This is a genomic window from Planomonospora corallina, assembly GCF_042650625.1.
In the GTDB taxonomy this organism is placed as follows: domain Bacteria; phylum Actinomycetota; class Actinomycetes; order Streptosporangiales; family Streptosporangiaceae; genus Planomonospora_B; species Planomonospora_B corallina.
On the sequence record NZ_JBHSBM010000040.1, the window covers coordinates 158127 to 174327 of the forward strand.

The 16201-nt window shown below is 75.0% G+C and carries 15 protein-coding genes and 1 pseudogene; 9 read left to right on the plus strand and 7 right to left on the minus strand.

The annotated features are described in order from the left end of the window. Positions 1-192: pseudogene (locus tag ACFOWE_RS27550) on the plus strand (PLP-dependent aminotransferase family protein); the annotation flags it as partial. A gap of 138 nt (positions 193-330) precedes the next feature. Here ACFOWE_RS27550 and ACFOWE_RS27555 read toward each other — a convergent pair. Further along, on the minus strand, positions 331-945 hold the full coding sequence (locus tag ACFOWE_RS27555; protein WP_377292842.1) for a trimeric intracellular cation channel family protein: 615 nt from the start codon (positions 943-945) through the stop codon (positions 331-333). 208 nt (positions 946-1153) lie between these two features. On the opposite strand from ACFOWE_RS27555, the gene ACFOWE_RS27560 reads away from it, so the two are divergent. Together ACFOWE_RS27560 and ACFOWE_RS27565 are read left to right on the plus strand one after the other, a co-directional pair. Continuing rightward, complete coding sequence (locus ACFOWE_RS27560; protein WP_377292844.1) at positions 1154-2992, plus strand: AMP-dependent synthetase/ligase; 1839 nt, start codon at positions 1154-1156, stop codon at positions 2990-2992. Between the two features lie 119 nt (positions 2993-3111). Further along, the gene (locus ACFOWE_RS27565; RefSeq protein ID WP_377292846.1) at positions 3112-3876 is read left to right on the plus strand and encodes a hypothetical protein; all 765 of its coding nucleotides are present in this window, start codon (positions 3112-3114) and stop codon (positions 3874-3876) included. 116 nt (positions 3877-3992) lie between these two features. On the opposite strand, the gene ACFOWE_RS27570 is transcribed toward ACFOWE_RS27565, so the two are convergent. Genes ACFOWE_RS27570 through ACFOWE_RS27580 form a run of 3 tightly spaced genes read right to left on the minus strand, consistent with a single transcriptional unit; the run spans position 3993 to position 6679 of the window. Beyond that, positions 3993-5003 carry an NAD(P)/FAD-dependent oxidoreductase gene (locus ACFOWE_RS27570; protein ID WP_377292848.1) on the minus strand — a complete coding sequence of 337 codons (1011 nt, stop codon included), beginning with the start codon at positions 5001-5003 and terminating at the stop codon, positions 3993-3995. After that, positions 5000-5548 (minus strand): isoprenylcysteine carboxyl methyltransferase family protein, encoded by a 549-nt coding sequence (locus ACFOWE_RS27575; protein WP_377292850.1) that lies wholly within the window; start codon positions 5546-5548, stop codon positions 5000-5002. The genes ACFOWE_RS27570 and ACFOWE_RS27575 overlap by 4 nt, the downstream gene beginning before the upstream one ends. Before the next feature lie 9 nt (positions 5549-5557). Continuing rightward, the gene (locus tag ACFOWE_RS27580; RefSeq protein WP_377292852.1) at positions 5558-6679 is read right to left on the minus strand and encodes a type III polyketide synthase; all 1122 of its coding nucleotides are present in this window, start codon (positions 6677-6679) and stop codon (positions 5558-5560) included. A 296-nt stretch (positions 6680-6975) separates the two neighbouring features. Between ACFOWE_RS27580 and ACFOWE_RS27585 the strand changes: the two genes are divergently transcribed. Then, positions 6976-7881, plus strand: coding sequence for a UbiA family prenyltransferase (locus ACFOWE_RS27585; protein WP_377292854.1), 906 nt, complete (start codon positions 6976-6978; stop codon positions 7879-7881). A 199-nt stretch (positions 7882-8080) separates the two neighbouring features. Further along, positions 8081-9268 (plus strand): RtcB family protein, encoded by a 1188-nt coding sequence (locus ACFOWE_RS27590; protein ID WP_377292856.1) that lies wholly within the window; start codon positions 8081-8083, stop codon positions 9266-9268. 63 nt (positions 9269-9331) lie between these two features. On the opposite strand, the gene ACFOWE_RS27595 is transcribed toward ACFOWE_RS27590, so the two are convergent. The 3 genes from ACFOWE_RS27595 to ACFOWE_RS27605 form a co-directional block, all read right to left on the minus strand. After that, positions 9332-10495 (minus strand): NAD(P)-binding protein, encoded by a 1164-nt coding sequence (locus ACFOWE_RS27595; RefSeq protein ID WP_377292858.1) that lies wholly within the window; start codon positions 10493-10495, stop codon positions 9332-9334. Between the two features lie 192 nt (positions 10496-10687). Beyond that, the gene (sigJ, locus tag ACFOWE_RS27600) at positions 10688-11611 is read right to left on the minus strand and encodes an RNA polymerase sigma factor SigJ (RefSeq protein WP_377292860.1); all 924 of its coding nucleotides are present in this window, start codon (positions 11609-11611) and stop codon (positions 10688-10690) included. Between the two features lie 191 nt (positions 11612-11802). Next, complete coding sequence (locus ACFOWE_RS27605) at positions 11803-12462, minus strand: formylglycine-generating enzyme family protein (RefSeq protein ID WP_377293169.1); 660 nt, start codon at positions 12460-12462, stop codon at positions 11803-11805. A gap of 162 nt (positions 12463-12624) precedes the next feature. Here ACFOWE_RS27605 and ACFOWE_RS27610 point away from each other — a divergent pair, with 162 nt between their 5' ends. The 4 genes from ACFOWE_RS27610 to moaA all read left to right on the plus strand — a co-directional run bounded on the left by ACFOWE_RS27610 (position 12625) and on the right by moaA (position 15950). Further along, the gene (locus ACFOWE_RS27610; protein ID WP_377292862.1) at positions 12625-13419 is read left to right on the plus strand and encodes an SDR family NAD(P)-dependent oxidoreductase; all 795 of its coding nucleotides are present in this window, start codon (positions 12625-12627) and stop codon (positions 13417-13419) included. A 132-nt stretch (positions 13420-13551) separates the two neighbouring features. After that, positions 13552-14100, plus strand: a complete 549-nt coding sequence (locus ACFOWE_RS27615) for a DinB family protein (RefSeq protein WP_377292864.1) — start codon at positions 13552-13554, stop codon at positions 14098-14100. Positions 14101-14265: 165 nt separating this feature from the next. After that, complete coding sequence (locus ACFOWE_RS27620; protein ID WP_377292866.1) at positions 14266-14784, plus strand: DUF3995 domain-containing protein; 519 nt, start codon at positions 14266-14268, stop codon at positions 14782-14784. 176 nt (positions 14785-14960) lie between these two features. Next, positions 14961-15950 carry a GTP 3',8-cyclase MoaA gene (gene moaA / locus ACFOWE_RS27625; RefSeq protein ID WP_377292868.1) on the plus strand — a complete coding sequence of 330 codons (990 nt, stop codon included), beginning with the start codon at positions 14961-14963 and terminating at the stop codon, positions 15948-15950. The last annotated feature ends 251 nt before the right edge of the window (positions 15951-16201 follow it).

A 16201-nucleotide genomic window follows, 5' to 3' on the forward strand; every position in this document is an offset into this window, starting at 1 on the left:
GCCGCCTCCCACGGGGTACGGCTCGCGCCCGGCACCTGGTTCGGGGTGGACGGAGCCCTGGAGGGCCGGCTCCGCCTGCCGTTCACCCAGCCGCCCCGGGTCGTCACCGAGGCGGTGGAGCGCATCGCCGAGGCGCGGATCCTGGGCCCGTACGGCGCCCGCCCGCCCCAGCCGATCACCCCCGCGCTCTGACCCGTCCCGCGCTCTGACCCGTCCCGCGCTCCGGCCGCCCCGAACTCCGGCCCGCCCCGCGGGCGGCGGCCCGCTCCCGTCCGGCCCGCTCCCGTGCCGGGATCGCTTCCCGTGCCGGGCCCGCTCCTGCGGGGCGGTTCACTCCTGAGGGGTGACGCCCCTGGCGAGCGGGGCGCGGAGCCGGAAACGCACGGCCGCGATCCGCAGCCCGAAGGCGAGGACCGCCGCCGAGAGGGTGGCGGGCCAGCCGTGCAGATCGAGGGCGTAGAGGGTGGCCATCGTCACCGAGCCGAGCAGGGCGGGCACCGCGTAGAGCTGGCGGTCGTACAGCAGGATGGGGACCTGTCCCGAGAGCACGTCGCGCAGCACGCCGCCGCCGACCGCGGTGAGCACCCCGAGCAGCACGGCGTGCAACGGACTGAGGCCGGCGTCCATCGCCTTCTCGGTGCCGACCGCGCAGAACAGGCCCAGGCCCGCCGCGTCGAAGACGTTCACCACGGGCATCACCCGCAGGACGTGCGGGTGCCAGAAGAACACGATCACCGTGGCGGCCAGCGGCACCACGACGTAGCCGACGCTGAAGAAGGCCGCGGGCCGTACGTTGAGGACCAGGTCGCGCAGGATCCCGCCGCCCAGCGCGGTCATCGAGGCGAGCACGGCCATGCCGACCACGTCCAGCCGCCTGCGCACGCCGACGAGCGCGCCGGAGAGCGCGAAGACGAAGATCCCGACGAGATCGAGCAGCTGGGTCACCTGGGAATGCTCCCATGACCGGGTTCGCGGACACCGGGTGCGGGGCCCTCCACCTGCGCCTGATGGTCGGTTCACGGCTGTCTGTCCGTTCCGCTGTGATCCATCGGTAACAGCGTGATTCTTTCTTCCTGGGTGCTCTTGTCTGCACCGGTCTGGTGTGGTGCGATGCATGCCAATCGTGCAAGTGAGCACTTTCTGGAGGCGCGGCATGGATGAGGTCCTGGACGTGCGCACCGCGATCGAGCAGGAGATCGCGGGCCGTACCGTGTGCGCACAGCTGAAGGAGGCGGCGGAGGAGAATCCCGGCGCGCCCGCCTACTCCGATCCCGCGGGGGACGGCTGGACGACCTTGACCTACGCCGAGGCCCGGCAGCGGGTGCTCCAGATCGCCGCGGCCTTCGCCGCCCTCGGTGTGGAGTCCGGCGACACCGTCGCGCTGATGATGATCAACCGGAGCGAGCACGTGCTGGCCGACCTCGGCGCCGTGCACGCCGGGGCCGCGTCCTGCTCGGTCTACTCCACCTTCGCCCCCGACCAGGTCGCCTTCGTCGCCGGCGACGTCGGCGCGAAGGTCGCGGTGCTGGGCGGCCGGGCGGAGCTGGACCGCTGGGAGCCGATCCTGGGCGAGCTGCCCCGCCTGGCGAAGGTCGTGATGCTCCAGGACGCCCCGGCGGGCGACGACCGCTTCATGACCTGGGACGACTTCCTGGCGCTGGGCGCCGAGCGGCTGGCCGCCGACCCCGCCGCGGTCGACGCCCGCTGGCAGGCGGTCAAGGCCGAGGACGTGCTGACCGTCCTGTACACCTCGGGCACCACCGGCAACCCCAAGGGCGTGCCGCTCACCCACGCCAACGTGCTCTACGAGGTCGGCGCCACCGACCGGATGACCACGCTGCCCACCCACGGCACCCAGATCTCCTACCTCACCTACGCGCACATCGCCGAGCGGGTGCTCAGCCTCTACCTGCCGCTGTTCAAGATCTCCCACGTGTACTTCTGCACCGACCTGGCGAACCTCGGGCCGACGCTGGCGCAGGTCAAGCCGGTGATGTTCTTCGGCGTGCCCCGCGTCTGGGAGAAGATCATGGCCCGCCTGCAGGCGCTGATGGCCACCCAGCCCGCCGAGCAGCAGGAGAACGTCCGCAGGGCCATGGCCGCCGGACTGGCCTACATCGAGGCCGGCCAGTACGGCGGGACCATGACCCCGGAGATCCGGGCGGCCTACGAGCAGGCCGACACCGCGCTCCTGTCGATCATCCGCTCCATGATCGGATTCGAGAACGCCCAGTGGCTGGCCACCGCCGCCGCCCCGATGCCGCTGGAGGTCCAGCGCTTCTTCGCCGGCCTCGGCATGAAGATCCTCGACGTGTACGGCATGACCGAGACGACCGGCGCCTTCACCGGCAACACCAACGACGCCTACAAGCTCGGCACCGTCGGCCGCGGCCAGCCCGGCGTCGAGGTCCGCATCGCCGAGGACGGCGAGATCCTCACCCGCAGCCCGCTCGACACCGCCGGCTACCTGAACCGGCCCGAGGCCACCGCCGAGCTGCTCGACGCCGAGGGGTGGCTGCACACCGGCGACGTGGGCTCCCTCGACCCCGACGGCTTCCTGCGCATCGTCGACCGCAAGAAGGAGCTCATCATCACCGCCGGCGGCGAGAACGTCTCCCCGGCCAACATCGAGAACTACCTCAAGGAGCACCCGCTCATCGGGCAGGCCCTCGCCTACGGCGACCGCAGGCCGTACCCGGTGGCGATCCTGACCCTCGACGGCGAGGTCGCCCCCGGCTGGGCGCAGGCCAACGGGATCGAGTTCACCACCCTCGCCGAGCTCACCGAGCACCCCGACGTGCTCAAGGCCGTCGAGGCGGCCGTCGCCGCGGCCAACGAGAAGCTGGCCCGGGTCCAGCAGGTCAAGCGCTGGCGCCTGCTCCCGGTGGAGTGGACGCCCGAGACCGAGGAGCTCACCCCGAGCCTGAAGCTCAAGCGCCGCGTCATCCACGCCAAGTACGAGCAGATCATCGAGGAGATGTACGCCGGCTGACGCGTCCGGCGCCGCCGAGGCGCCCGCCCGGCGGGGGCGGGCGCCTTGGCGGTGTCTTGGCGGTCCGCGGATCTGTCGCGTCCCAGGTCATTGCCAGGCGCTGTCTAGCGTTCCTGGTCATGACCTTCAGAGCTTCTCTCGTCTCCCTGACGGCCGCGGCCTGCGCGCTGCCGCTGGCCACCGCGCCGGTGCCCGCCGCGGCGGCGCCCGCCCCGGCGGCCGACCACCACGTGGCGATCCGCTCGATCACCCTGCGCCCGGAGAACCCGGTGGTCCACCCGGACCGGCCGGTCCGCCTGGTGATCGAGGTCGTCGCCCGCGGGGCCTCCGGACGGGAAGGCGTGACGATCAAGGTGGAGCCCGGCGCGCCGCCCGCGTCCGCCCCGCAGGCCGGGCCGCAGAACCGGCAGCAGGAGGAGGAGAGCGTGCAGCGGCGCGAGCCGGGCTGGCGGACCTGGCGGTTCCTGCCCGAGCGGCGGCTGACCCGCTGGTACCCGACCGGGCTGTGGACCGTGACCGCCGTCGCGAAGGCCTCGGACGGCACCCGGGTCGTCCGGCACTCCACCTTCCGGCTCCGGCACGCGGCCGACTTCAGCGCGGTCCAGGTGCGCCGTGAGGACGGCGCCGTGCGGGTCAGGGGAGTGCTGAACCGGCTCGACCCGCAGGGGTACCTCGACTACGCCCCCTTCCCCCGCCAGCGCGTGAAGATCATGCACCGGCCGGAGCGGGGCGGCGCCTGGGAGGCGGTGGCCACGGCCGCGACCGACAGGACCGGGCGCTTCACCCGGAAGATCCGGGGCCACCGGGGAGGGGAGTGGCGGGTCTACTTCCCGGGGACGGGCCGCCACGCCCCCGAGCTCAGCGCCGTCCACAGGATCGGCTGAGGCCGTACGGTCTCTCCCGTCCCCTCCCCGCGGCGGGCCCGCCGCGGGGAGGGGACGTGCCGGCGCCTTCCGGTGCCGGGGCATTCCCCGCGCCCGCCCCGCGAGCGGCGCGGACCTCAGGCCAGCGCGTGCACCGCCGCGCCGAACAGGGCGGGCACGCGCTGCGCCGCGGGGACGATCAGCCGGGCCGCCCCCCGGTGCCGCCGGGTGGCCAGTAGCGCGCCGGTGAGCAGCCGGTGCCGCCGGGACAACCGCCGCCACGCGCCCTCGTACGCCTGCGGGGCCCCGGCGCGCAGGCACTCCACCAGCGCCCGCGCCGACAGCAGCGCAAGGGAGACCCCCTCGCCGGTGAGCGCGTCGGTGTACCCGGCCGCGTCACCGACCAGCAGCACCCGCCCGGCGACCCGGGAGCGCACCCGCCGGCGCATCGGCCCGGCACCGCGCACCGCGGTCGCGGGACGCTCCAGCCGGGCCAGGAGCCCCGGGAAGTCACGCAGCCGCTCGGCGTAGCCGCCCCGCCGGGAGGTCAGCAGCGCCACGCCCACCAGGTTCTCGCCCACCGGCGTCACGTACGCCTCGCCGTCCGCCGCCCAGTGCACCTCGACGTAGTCCGTCCAGGGGGCGACCGCGTAGTGCCGCCGCAGGCCGTACCGGCGCGGCCCGCTCCCGGGCGCCTCCAGCCCGAGCAGCGCCCGCACCGGCGAGTGCAGGCCGTCGGCGGCCACCAGCCAGCGCGCCCGCAGCCCGGCGGCCTCGACGCCGCCGTCCCACTGCCGCAGCCCGCACACCCGTCCGGGCACGGTCCGCACGCCCAGCTCGGCCGCGCGCCGCGCCAGCGCCGCGTGCAGCTCGGTGCGGCGCACACCCAACCCGGTGCCGCCCGCGAAGTCGGCCTGCGCCCGGTGACGCCCGTCCAGATAGCGGATCCCGCGCAGCGGCCGGCCGGCCGGCTCCACGCCCAGGGCGAGCAGGGCGGCGACCCCGCTGGGCATCAACCCCTCTCCGCAGGCCTTGTCCACCGGGCCGGGCCGGGGCTCGACGACGACCGCCTCCATCCCGGCCAGCGCCGCGCAGACGGCGGTCGCCAGCCCGGCCGGCCCGCCCCCGGCGACCAGCACGTCGATCATGCCGGGCTCCGGCCCGGCACCGGGACGAGGGCGGCCAGGGCGGCGTTCTCGCAGCGGATCCGGACCACCATCAGCGCCGCGTTGCCGGCCGTGAAGACGGCGGCGGTGACCCACGCCCCGTGCACCAGGGGCAGCGCCGCCCCCTCCACCGCCACCGCCACGTAGTTGGGATGGCGCAGCAGCCGGTAGGGGCCGCCCGCCACCGCGGGCAGGCCGGGCACCACGATCACCTGGGTGTTCCACTGCGGCCCCAGCGCGGCCACGCACCACCAGCGCAGCGCCTGCGCGGCGAGCACGAGGGCCAGCATCGGCCAGCCGAGCGCCGGGACGAAGGGCCGGCCGGCCAGGCCCGCCTCCAGCAGGCAGCCGGCGAGCAGGCCCGTGTGCAGGGCGACCATCCACGGATAGTGGCCCCGCCCGGAGACCACCCCGCCGCGGGCCAGGCTCCACCGCGTGTTGCGGCGGGCGACGGCCAGCTCGGCGAGGCGCTCGGCCGCCACGAGCAGGATCAGCGACAGGTACCACGGTGAGAGCTGCCAGACCATCCGTGCCCCCTACCAGCGCAGCAGGACGAGTTCGGAGCAGAAACCGGGGCCCATCGCGATGAGCAGGCCCGCGCTGCCCGGCGGCGGGCGCAGCGCGATCGTGTCCCGCAGCACGTGCAGCACCGAGGCGGAGGAGAGGTTCCCGACCTCGGCCAGCGAGCGCCGGGTGACGTCCAGCGCGCCGGGCGGCAGCCGGAGCGCCTCGGAGACGGCCTCGATCACCTTCGGTCCGCCGGGATGGCAGACCCAGGCCGCGACCTCGCCGGACGTCAGGCCGTGCTCGGCCAGGAAACCCTCCACGTCGCCGGCCAGGTGGGTCCTGACCAGGTCGGGGACGCTCGCGTCGAGGACGACCCGGAAACCGGTGTCGCCGATCTCCCAGCCCATCACGCGCCCCGAATCGGGGTAGAGCCGGCTGCGGGTGGCCACCACGTGCGGCCCCTGCCCGGTCTCCCGTCCCGCCCCCTGCCCGGTCTCCCGTCCCGCCCCCTGCCCGGTCTCCTGCCCCGCCCTCCGCTCCGGGCGGCCGTCGCCGCAGGCGACCACCGCGGCCGCGCCGTCACCGAACAGGGCGCCGGCCACCAGGTTGGCGACGGAGGTGTCGCCGCGCTGCAGGGTCAGCGAGCACAGCTCGACCGAGAGCAGCACGGCCACATGGTCCGGCCAGCCGCGCAGGTAGTCGTGGACGCGGGCGATCCCGGCCGCCCCGGCGACGCAGCCGAGACCGAACACCGGTACCCGCTTGACGTCGGGGCGCAGCCCCAGCCGGCCCGCCAGCCGGGCCTCCAGCGAGGGCGCGGCGATCCCGGTCACCGAGGTGCACATGATCAGATCCACGTCGTCCGGGGCGATCCCGGCGGCCTCCAGCGCTCCGCTCACCGCCTCGGCGCCGAGGTCGAGGGCGGTCTCGACGAACAGGTCGTTGGCGGCCCCGAAACCGTCGATCTTGCCGTAGTGGTCGAGCGGCAGGCTCAGGTGGCGGTGGCCGACCCCCGCGCCCGCGTGGAACCGGTCCAGGAGCGAGCGGTCGGCCCCGGCCGGGAGGCACAACTTCGCGAACGCGTCCGCGATCTCATCCTGGGCGTAGCGATGCGGGGGAAGAACGCCGTGAACAGCGGCGATACGGCTCAATCGGGACACCCCCGGAGTGCGGACAGCGGCATATCTGCTCCCTGCCCATCCGGCCCGGCGCCATACCCTCCCGGACGGGATGATGATCGGTCATGTCCGTCCCCCCTGGTCGCGAGTCCGCGCACCCCTGCGCCCGGCGGTGCGGAAGCGGGCCGGTGAACCGCAGTCACGCGTCGGCGTGCGCCCGTGCGCCCGGCGGTGCGGAAGCGGGCCGGTGAACCGCAGCCGTGCGTCGGCGCGCACCCGTGCGCCCGGTCCCGCAGCTCCGCGGCCCGGTGCCGTCTAGGATCGCGTCCGTGACGACGAGCGGCCTCCCGCGCGGGGACGGGCCACACCGGGACGCCGAGGGGCGCCGGACACCGCGGGAGACGCTGTGGGGACTGCTGCGGGCCTGCCACCCCGGCCCCACCGCCGCGGTCACCGCGCTGACCACCGCGCTGGCCGTGGCGAGCGGGCGCGACGCGGCCGGCTGCGCCCTGGTGGCCGCCGCCGTGCTGGCCGGGCAGCTCTCGATCGGCTGGTGCAACGACGCCGTGGACGCCGGCCGGGACCGCGCCGCCGGGCGGACCGGCAAGCCGGTCGCCGACGGCACGCTCGGCCCCCGGACGGTCTGGACCGCCGCCCTGGTGGCGCTGGCGGTGTGCGTGCCGCTCTCCCTCGCCTCCGGAGCGGCGGCCGGGACCGCCCACCTGACCGGCGTCGCCGCCGCGTGGGCCTACGACCTCGGGCTGAAGGCCACCCGGATCTCGTGGGCGCCGTACGCCGTGGGCTTCGGCTCGCTGCCCGCCTTCGTCGCGCTCGGCCTGCCGGGCAGCCCGTGGCCGGTCTGGTGGGCGGTGCTCGCGGCGGCCCTGCTCGGCTGCGGGGCGCACCTGGCCAACGTGCTGCCGGACATCCCCGGCGACCTCGCCACCGGCGTGCGCGGCTGGCCGCAGCGGCTGGGTTCCGGCCGCGTCCGCGCACTGGTCCCCGTCCCGCTCCTGGCCGCCGTCTGCCTGCTCGTGCTCGCCCCGCCCGGACCGCCCGGCGCCGCCGGCTGGGCGGCCCTGGCCGGGGCCTGCGCGCTCGCCGGGGCGGGGCTGTCGCTGGGCCGCCGCTCGCCGCGCGCGCCCTTCGCCGCGGCCGTCGCCGTCGCCGGGGTCGCGGTCCTGCTCCTGCTGGCCCAGGGGACGTCGATCACCGCGCTCCCGCCCGGATCCTGAGCGCCCCGCGGGTGGTGGGTGCTCCGCCGCCCGCCCGCCCGGCTGCCTGCCCGTCCGGGCGTCCGCCGCGCGGGAAGACCGCCCGGTGTCCGCGCCGTTCATCCGGGTGAGGGCCGTTAATTGAGTTGCGGCGGGTGATCCGGTTCTGGCGTCATTGACCTCGTTCGCGATCGATCTCGCCGGAGGGAGGCGACGTGGGATGACGTACAACGAGGTGACGGGTGGCCGCGCGCCGATCCGGATGTGGACCGACCCGGCCGAGGTCGAGAGCAACGTCATGCAGCAGCTGCGCAACGTGTCCAACATGCCGTGGGTGCACGGGGTCGCCGTGATGCCGGACGTGCACCACGGCAAGGGGGCCACCGTGGGCTCGGTCATCGCCATGCGGGACGCGGTCTCGCCGGCGGCGGTGGGCGTGGACATCGGGTGCGGGATGACCGCCGTGAAGACCTCCTACCGGGCCGGGAGCCTGCCCGACGACCTCGGCTACCTGCGCTCGAAGCTCGAGCAGGCGGTGCCCGTCGGCTTCGGGCACCACAAGCGGCCCGTCGACCCGGCGAAGCTGCACGGCTTCAAGACCGCCGACTGGGCGGACTTCTGGCAGGGCTTCGACCACCTGGCCCCCGGCGTGCGGGGTCTGCGGGAGCGGGCCGAGGTCCAGATGGGCACCCTCGGGGGAGGGAACCACTTCCTGGAGGTCTGCGCCGACGACGAGGGCACGGTCTGGGTCGTGCTGCACTCCGGATCGCGCAACATCGGCAAGGAGCTGGCCGAGCACCACATCGGCGAGGCGCGGCGCCTGCCGCACAACCAGGACCTGCCGGACCGCGACCTCGCGGTGTTCGTCGGGGGCACACCGCAGATGGACGCCTACCGCAGGGACCTGTTCTGGGCGCAGGACTACGCGCGCCGCAACCGGGCGGTCATGATGGCTCTGGCCTGCGACGTGCTCCGGCGCCACCTTCCCGGCATCACCTTCGAGCAGCCGATCTCCTGCCACCACAACTACGTGGCCGAGGAGCGGTACGACGGCGTGGATGTGCTCGTCACCCGCAAGGGCGCGATCCGCGCGGGATCCGGCGAGTTCGGCATCATCCCCGGCTCGATGGCGACCGGCACCTACATAGTGAAGGGCCTGGGGAACGCCGCGGCGTTCAACTCGGCCTCGCACGGTGCCGGTCGCCGGATGAGCCGGAACAAGGCCAAGAGGACCTTCACGCTGGAGGACTTCAAGGCGCAGACCGCGGGCGTCGAGTGCCGCAAGGACACCGGCGTGATCGACGAGATCCCCGCCGCCTACAAGGACATCGAGTCGGTCATGGCCGCCCAGTCCGACCTGGTCGAGGTCGTCGCCCACCTCCGCCAGCTCATCTGCATCAAGGGCTGACCCGGCCGCGGAGCCCGCGCCGCGGCGGCGGAACCCCGCCGGTCCGCGTGCGGGCTCCCGGCGTCAGGCCGCGGGCCGCGCCCCGACCGCCCGCAGCGCGGCCCGCGCCGCGGTCAGGGCGCTGTGCGTGGAGACCTCGCTGAGCAGGCCGGGGGCCGCGACCGCGTCGCCCGCCAGCCAGACGCCGTCGCCCCGGCCGATCGCGGGCCGGTCCCGCCAGGAGAAGCCGGGCAGGTCCAGGGCGCCGGTGCGGGCGCCTGCGACCGCCTCGCGCCGCCAAGCCGTGCGCTCCCGCCAGCCCGGCAGGGCGAGATCGGCCAGGCGTTCCAGCCGGACGAGCCCGTCGGCCTTCGACTCGCCCGCCCGCAGCGGCATCTCCAGCTGCGCGAGCGTGCGCCCGGCGGGGGCGAGCGTGCGGTCCGCCAGGCCGTACTGCTCGGCGAATCCGCCCTCGTCCAGGTCGAAGACGAAGAAGGCGTCCCGGGAGCTCCTGGCGAGCCCGAGGTCGAGCAGGACCGCCCGGCCGCTCTCCCAGTGCAGGGACTCGTCCCCGAGCAGGGCCCTGGCCGCGTCCAGCGAGGTCGCGACGATCACCGGGGTGTCCTCCGGCAGGCGGTCGATCCGGGATCCGGTCTCGATCCGCACCCCCAGTTCCCGCGTGCGGGCGACCATCCGGTCGACCACCGTCTGCCAGCCGCCGACGACGTAGCGGGGAGCCGGATACCGCGGCGCGCTCACCCGCAGCAACCGCTCCCAGACGAAGGCCGCCGACAGCCGCCCCGGGTCGGCGTCGAAGGTGACGACACCGGCCAGCCCGCAGGCCGCCCGCATCGCCTCCTCGCCGAACCGCGCCGAGGCCCAGGTGCGGAAGTCCTGCTCCACCGGGGCGGTGAGTCCCCGCCTGGTGAGCGCGCTCACCAGGGACCAGGGCGGAGTCAAGGCCGGGCGGCCGCCGTACCGGAACCGTCCTCGAGCGAGCTCGCCGAGCGTGGGCCTGCGGAACGGCCGGACCAGTCCGCGGGCCGCCATCCAGCGCCACGGCGCGCCGTCGGAGTAGAACACGTGCGGCCCGTCGTTGGCGATGTACGGCGCCGCGGTGGAGCGGGCCCGCCCGCCCAGGGAGCGGTGGGCCTCGTGGATGGTGACGCACGCGCCGCCCTCGGCGCAGGCGATGGCCGCGGTGAGTCCGGCGAGGCCGCCGCCGATGATGGTGATTTCCCGTCTCATGCCCTCACGACGCGGCAGCCGGGCGTGTACGTGACATGGCGGGGTCCCGCCGCCGGCGGAACCCCGGAGCGGGGCAGAGGGGGAACCGTTCGCGGGCGCGGGGCCGTATCCGGGGCCGGCATGCCCCGGATACGCGGCCCCTGCGACGCCGGCCGGTGCTCCGCCCTCCGGTGGCGGGCCGCCGCAGCGGCGTCAGGCCGGGGAGGCGAGGCGGACCAGCTTCTCCGGGTCGACGACAAGGTAGACCGTCCGGACCAGGCCGTCCCGGACGAGCAGGGAGAACACGGAGACGGGCCGTCCTCCGGCGGTCACCACGGCCGCCGGGGCGCCGTTGACGTCGGCGAACTCCACCGCGTGACCCTCGGACGCCGTCACGCCCACGGACCGGATGAACCGCCGGGCACTCGCCTCGGTGGCGATCGCGGTGAGGAAACGGGCGACCTTCCCGGCGCCCGTGAGCACCCGGAGCGGTGCCTTCGCCCGGCCGCCGCCGTCGGCCACCAGCGTGACGTCGTCGGCGAGCATCGCGACCAGCCCGTCGAGGTCGCCGTCGGCACACGCGCCGATGAACCGCTCGGTGAGCCGGCGGCGGCTCGCCCGGTCCACGTCGAACCGCGGCCGTCGCTCCTCGACGTGCTTTCTGGCCCGGCGCGAAAGCTGCCGGGTCGTCGCCTCGGTGCGGCCGATCGCCTCGCCGATCTCCGCGTACGGCAGGCCGAACGCCTCCCGCAGCACGAACACCGCCCGCTCCAGCGGCGACAACGTCTCCAGCACCACCAGCAGCGCCAACTCCACCGACGTGGTCAGCTCGACCCGCTCGGCCACGTCCGGGACGGTGCCCGCCGGGTCCGTACGCACCGGCTCGGGCAGCCACTCCCCGACGTAGGACTCCCGGCGGGCCTTGAGCCGCCGGAGCCGGTCGACGGCCAGGCGGGTGGTCACCTTGATCAGGTAGGTTCGGTCGTTCTCGACCACCGCGGTGTCCGTGCCGGACCAGCGCAGCCACGCCTCCTGCACGACGTCCTCGGCGTCGGCGACGGTGCCCAGGATCCGGTAGGCGACCCCGGTCAGCAGGTCGCGGTGCTCCTCGAAGCGTTCGATGGCCCTACAGGTCATAGAGGTACAGACGTACCATGCTCCCTCCGGTGTGACATCCAGGGAGCCTCCGCCCCCCCGCGGCTCCGTGCGCGATCCCGGCCCGGCCGGTGAACACCTGCGGCCGCGACGCCGCCGACTCGGGGCGGCCCTCCGGCTCGGGGCGTCCCTCGTCCTCCCCGCCGGCGGCCGGTCGTTCCGGCGCGGGGCCGTCACGGCGGAGGCGCCGGGGCGGAGCGTGCGACGCGGAACCCCACGTCGTCGATCCGGAAGGTCGGGTGGCTGCGGCGCCGTACCGAGGCGCGGCAGCTCCAGTGCTCGTCGGACCACCCGCCTCCGCGGAGCACCCGGTACGTGCCGTAGACCTCGGCGTCGTAGACGTCCCAGCACCAGTCCCAGACGTTGCCCAGCATGTCGTACAGGCCCCACGCGTTGGGCCGCCTGCCGCCCACGGGGTGGATCCGCCCGCCGGAGTTCCCCCGGTACCAGGCGATCTCGTCGAGCGGGCCGTAGCGGGGGCCCGAGGTGCCGGCCCGGCAGGCGTGCTCCCACTCGGCCTCGGTCGGCAGCCGGTACCCGTCGGCGGAGGCGTCCCACTCGGCCGCCTCGTCGCCGGCACGGAGACGGTAGGCGGGCGTCAGCCCTTCCTGCCGGGACAGGGCGTTGCAGAACCGGACCGCGTCCCACCACGAGACGCCCTCGACCGGCAGCAGGTCGCCCCGGGCGCCGCTCGGCCGCTCACCGGTGACGTGCGCGTACCACGACCGGGTGACCGGGAACGCCGACATCCGGAACGGCGCGACCTCGACCGGCCAGCTGCGCCGCGTCCGCCGGTCCGACAGCGTCACCCGCCCCGCCGGGACGGCGACCATCCCGTGCCCTGCGCCCGCTTCCACGGCAGACCACCCTACCGGCGTCCTGCGATCTCTCCGCGGTCTCCTCCCGGGAGGCGCGGAGGCGGGCTCCGGGGCGGGCTCCGGCGAGGGCTTCGGCCCGGAGGTGTCCGGCGGACGCCAGGGGGAACACCGCACCCCATGCGCATCGATCTGGTGGGGAAGACCGCTCTGGTGACGGGATCGACCCAGGGCATCGGCGCGGCGATCGCCACCGGCCTGGCCCGCGCCGGGGCGCGCGTCGGCATTAACGGGAGATCCGGGGAGTCGGTGGGCGCGGCCGTCGAGCGCATGCGCGCCGAGATCCCGGACGCCGACCTGGTCCCCGCGGCGGGTGACGTCGCCACCGACGAGGGCACCCGGCAGGTCCTGTCGGCGCTGCCGGAGACCGACATCCTCATCAACAACCTGGGCGTCTTCGGCGCCCGGCCCGCCCTCGACATCAGCGACGACGAATGGCGCCGCTACTTCGAGGTCAACGTGCTGGCCGCGGTCCGCCTGACCCGCGCCTACCTGCCCGGCATGACCGGGCGGTCCTGGGGGCGCGTCCAGTACATCGGCAGCGACTCGGCCGTCGTCATCCCGGCGGAGATGATCCACTACGGCATGACCAAGACCGCGCTCCTGGCGGTCTCGCGCGGCTTCGCCAAGGAGGCGGCGGGCACCGGGGTCACGGTGAACTGCGTGATCGCCGGCCCCACGCACACCGGCGGCGTCGAGGAGTTCGTCCACCAGCTCGTCGGCCGCGACCTCCCCTGGGAGGAGGCGCAGCGCGCCTTCATGCGCGAGCACCGCCCGCAGTCGCTGCTCCAGCGCCTGATCGAACCCGAGGAGATCGCCAACATGGTCGTCTACCTGAGCTCCCCCCTCGCCTCCGCCACCACGGGCGGGGCGGTCCGGGTCGACGGCGGGTACGTGGACGCGATCCTCCCCTGAACGGTCGCCGTCCTCCCCGGCCGGGCCCGACGGCGCTCGAGCCCTGCGCGGTCCCGGGGGCGGATCCGTGCCCTCCTCCGGTCCTGGTGACCTCAGCGCGGGCGCCCCTGCCGGAGACATAGGATCTCGGGCGTGTGCGAACTGGAGCGGCTCCGCTGGCAGCTGAACGTGTCCTGGTCGCTGCTGACCCTGCACCTGGAGCGGGTGACCGACGAGGAGGCTCTGTGGGAGCCCGCGGCGAACTGCTGGAGCGTACGCCGCAGAGCGGACGGGACGTGGGCGGCCGACTGGGTCGTGCCGGAGCCCGAACCGATCGCGGCGACGTCCATCGGGTGGGTGATGTGGCACATCGGTCTCTGGTGGAGCCAGGCGTACACCCGCTGCTTCGGAAGCCCCGGCGCGGCGGCCGGAGAGTTCGACTGGTCGGCGGCAGCGGCGGCGACGCCCTGGCCAGGGGACGTGGCCTCGGCGGTCGGGTGGCTGCACGGGTGCCATGACCGGTGGGCCGCCGCCCTGGAGTCGCTGAGCGACGCGGACCTGGACTCCACCGAACGGAGCGGGTGGTTCGCCGACGGGACGCTCCCGCTGGGCCACGTGCTCGCGTGGGCGAACATCGAGCTCATGAAGAACGCCGCGGAGATCGGATCGCTGCGCCATCTGCGCAACGCGGACCGGGGCTGACGCGGGGCGGACCTCAGCGCCGGAACGGGCGGTGATCCGTCCGGGCGGAACCGACCGCCGCCGGACGGAAGGGCGGGGAGACAGGGCGGGGAGGCCATGAGAGGGGCGGTACCGGGCGGCCGGGCACGGAGACGACCGGCCGCGTACGCCGCGTACGCCGCGTGCGTGTGCACCGCCGCCTACGGCCTGATGAAACTCGCCCAGGCGCTGGGCGCGAACGCCCTGGCGGACAAGGACCCGCTCCCGCCGGACCTGCGGCAGCGGCTGCTGGCGCGGGACCCGCTGTTCGTGGCCGGTCACTGGGCGCTGTTCGCCGTCGCGGTCGCCGGCGTCGTCATCGCGCTGGCGACCGTGCGTCCGTGGGGCAGGCGGTTCCCACGGTGGATCCTGCTCACCGCCGCGTGGACGGCGGGGATCTTCATGATCGTGCGCTCCTTCGGACCGGTGGGCTTCGGCTTCGTCGGCGACACGCTGGTGCTCACCGGTCTGCGCCCGCCCCCGCCGCAGCACGCCGCGCTCGCCCGCGAACTGGCGCGCTGGGACCTGATGCTCTGGTCGCCGTTCTTCCTGGTGTGGGGCCTGTCATGGACGGCGACCGCCCGGCACTTCACCCGAACGGCACGGGGAGACCGGAGGGCCGGAGCCGGCGGAGGGCGGGCCGGCGGCGCCGCGCCTCCCCGGTGATCCCGGAGCGGGACCGCCGTGCCGTACGGCCCGCGCCGCGGCCTCCGTGCGGCGGGGACGGAATCACCCGGGCGGAGCGATCGTTGTCAGGCGGTGAGGCCCGGTTTTTTGGGCGGGAGAGGGGGACGGCCTTAGGCTGGCCCCTGCCTGGATGACGACGGATAGGGGTGGCGCCCGTGCTGCGCGACGCGTTCGGCCGAGTGGCGACGGATCTTCGGGTGTCCCTCACGGACCGCTGCAACCTCCGCTGCTCGTACTGCATGCCGCCGGAGGGGCTCGACTGGCTGCCCAAGCCCGAGCTGCTGACCGCCGACGAGATCGTCCGGCTGGTCACCATCGGCGTGGAGCGGCTGGGCATCACCGAGGTCCGCTACACCGGTGGTGAGCCGCTGCTCCGCCGGGAGCTGGTCGACATCGTGGCCCGCACCACCGCGCTCACGCCCGCCCCCCAGGTCTCGCTGACCACCAACGGCATCGGACTGGCCCGGCTCGCCGAGCCGCTCGCCGCGGCCGGGCTCCACCGGGTCAACGTCTCCCTGGACACCCTCGACCGGGAGACGTTCGTCAAGCTCGCCCACCGCGACCGGCTGGCCGACGTCCTGGCGGGCCTGGCCGCCGCCGATGCCGCCGGGCTGCGCCCGGTGAAGATCAACGCGGTGCTGATGCGCGGGATCAACGAGCACGAGGCCGTGCCGCTGCTGAACTACTGCCTGGAGCGCGGCTACGAGCTGCGCTTCATCGAGCAGATGCCGCTGGACGCCCAGCACGGCTGGCGCCGGGAGAACATGATCACGGCCGACGAGATCCTCGCCATGCTGCAGGCCTCCTTCGACCTGACCGACGCCGACCCGGCGGAGCGGGGCAGCGCCCCCGCCGAGCTGTTCCTCGTCGGCGGCGGCCCGGCCCGGGTCGGCGTGATCGGCTCGGTCACCCGTCCCTTCTGCGGCGCCTGCGACCGGGTACGGCTCACCGCCGACGGGCAGATCCGCAACTGCCTGTTCGCGACCGAGGAGTCCGACCTGCGCGCGGCGATGCGCTCCGGCGCCTCCGACGACGAGCTCGCCGAGCGCTGGCTGGCGGCGGTCCGGGCCAAGAAGGCCGGGCACGGCATCGACGACCCGTCCTTCCTGCAGCCGTCCCGCCCCATGTCCGCCATCGGCGGTTAGCGCTCCGGGAACGGCCGCAGGGGACGGCGGCCCCCCGTCGGCGGGGTCGTCTCCGCCGCCCGCCCCGGTTCGCCCTGCCCCGCCACGGGCCGTGACCGAGGTGCGGGCCGGGCGGTCTCCGGCGGCCGGCCGGGGTGGGCTAGCGTCGTCCCCATGAGCGGTTACGACGCGATGATCCTCGCGGGCGGGCGGGCCTCCCGGCTCGGTGGGCGGGACAAACCCGGCATGGTCGTGGGCGGCGTCCCGCTCAT

Excerpts from the sequence above, each read along its gene's own strand:
- ACFOWE_RS27560 (WP_377292844.1), top strand. The coding sequence starts at position 1,154 with ATGGATGAGGTCCTGGACGTGCGCACCGCGATCGAGCAGGAGATCGCG.
- ACFOWE_RS27565 (WP_377292846.1), top strand. The coding sequence starts at position 3,112 with ATGACCTTCAGAGCTTCTCTCGTCTCCCTGACGGCCGCGGCCTGCGCG.
- ACFOWE_RS27570 (WP_377292848.1), bottom strand. The coding sequence starts at position 5,003 with ATGATCGACGTGCTGGTCGCCGGGGGCGGGCCGGCCGGGCTGGCGACC.
- ACFOWE_RS27575 (WP_377292850.1), bottom strand. The coding sequence starts at position 5,548 with ATGGTCTGGCAGCTCTCACCGTGGTACCTGTCGCTGATCCTGCTCGTG.
- ACFOWE_RS27590 (WP_377292856.1), top strand. The coding sequence starts at position 8,081 with ATGACGTACAACGAGGTGACGGGTGGCCGCGCGCCGATCCGGATGTGG.
- ACFOWE_RS27595 (WP_377292858.1), bottom strand. The coding sequence starts at position 10,495 with ATGAGACGGGAAATCACCATCATCGGCGGCGGCCTCGCCGGACTCACC.
- sigJ (WP_377292860.1), bottom strand. The coding sequence starts at position 11,611 with ATGACCTGTAGGGCCATCGAACGCTTCGAGGAGCACCGCGACCTGCTG.
- ACFOWE_RS27605 (WP_377293169.1), bottom strand. The coding sequence starts at position 12,462 with ATGGTCGCCGTCCCGGCGGGGCGGGTGACGCTGTCGGACCGGCGGACG.
- ACFOWE_RS27610 (WP_377292862.1), top strand. The coding sequence starts at position 12,625 with ATGCGCATCGATCTGGTGGGGAAGACCGCTCTGGTGACGGGATCGACC.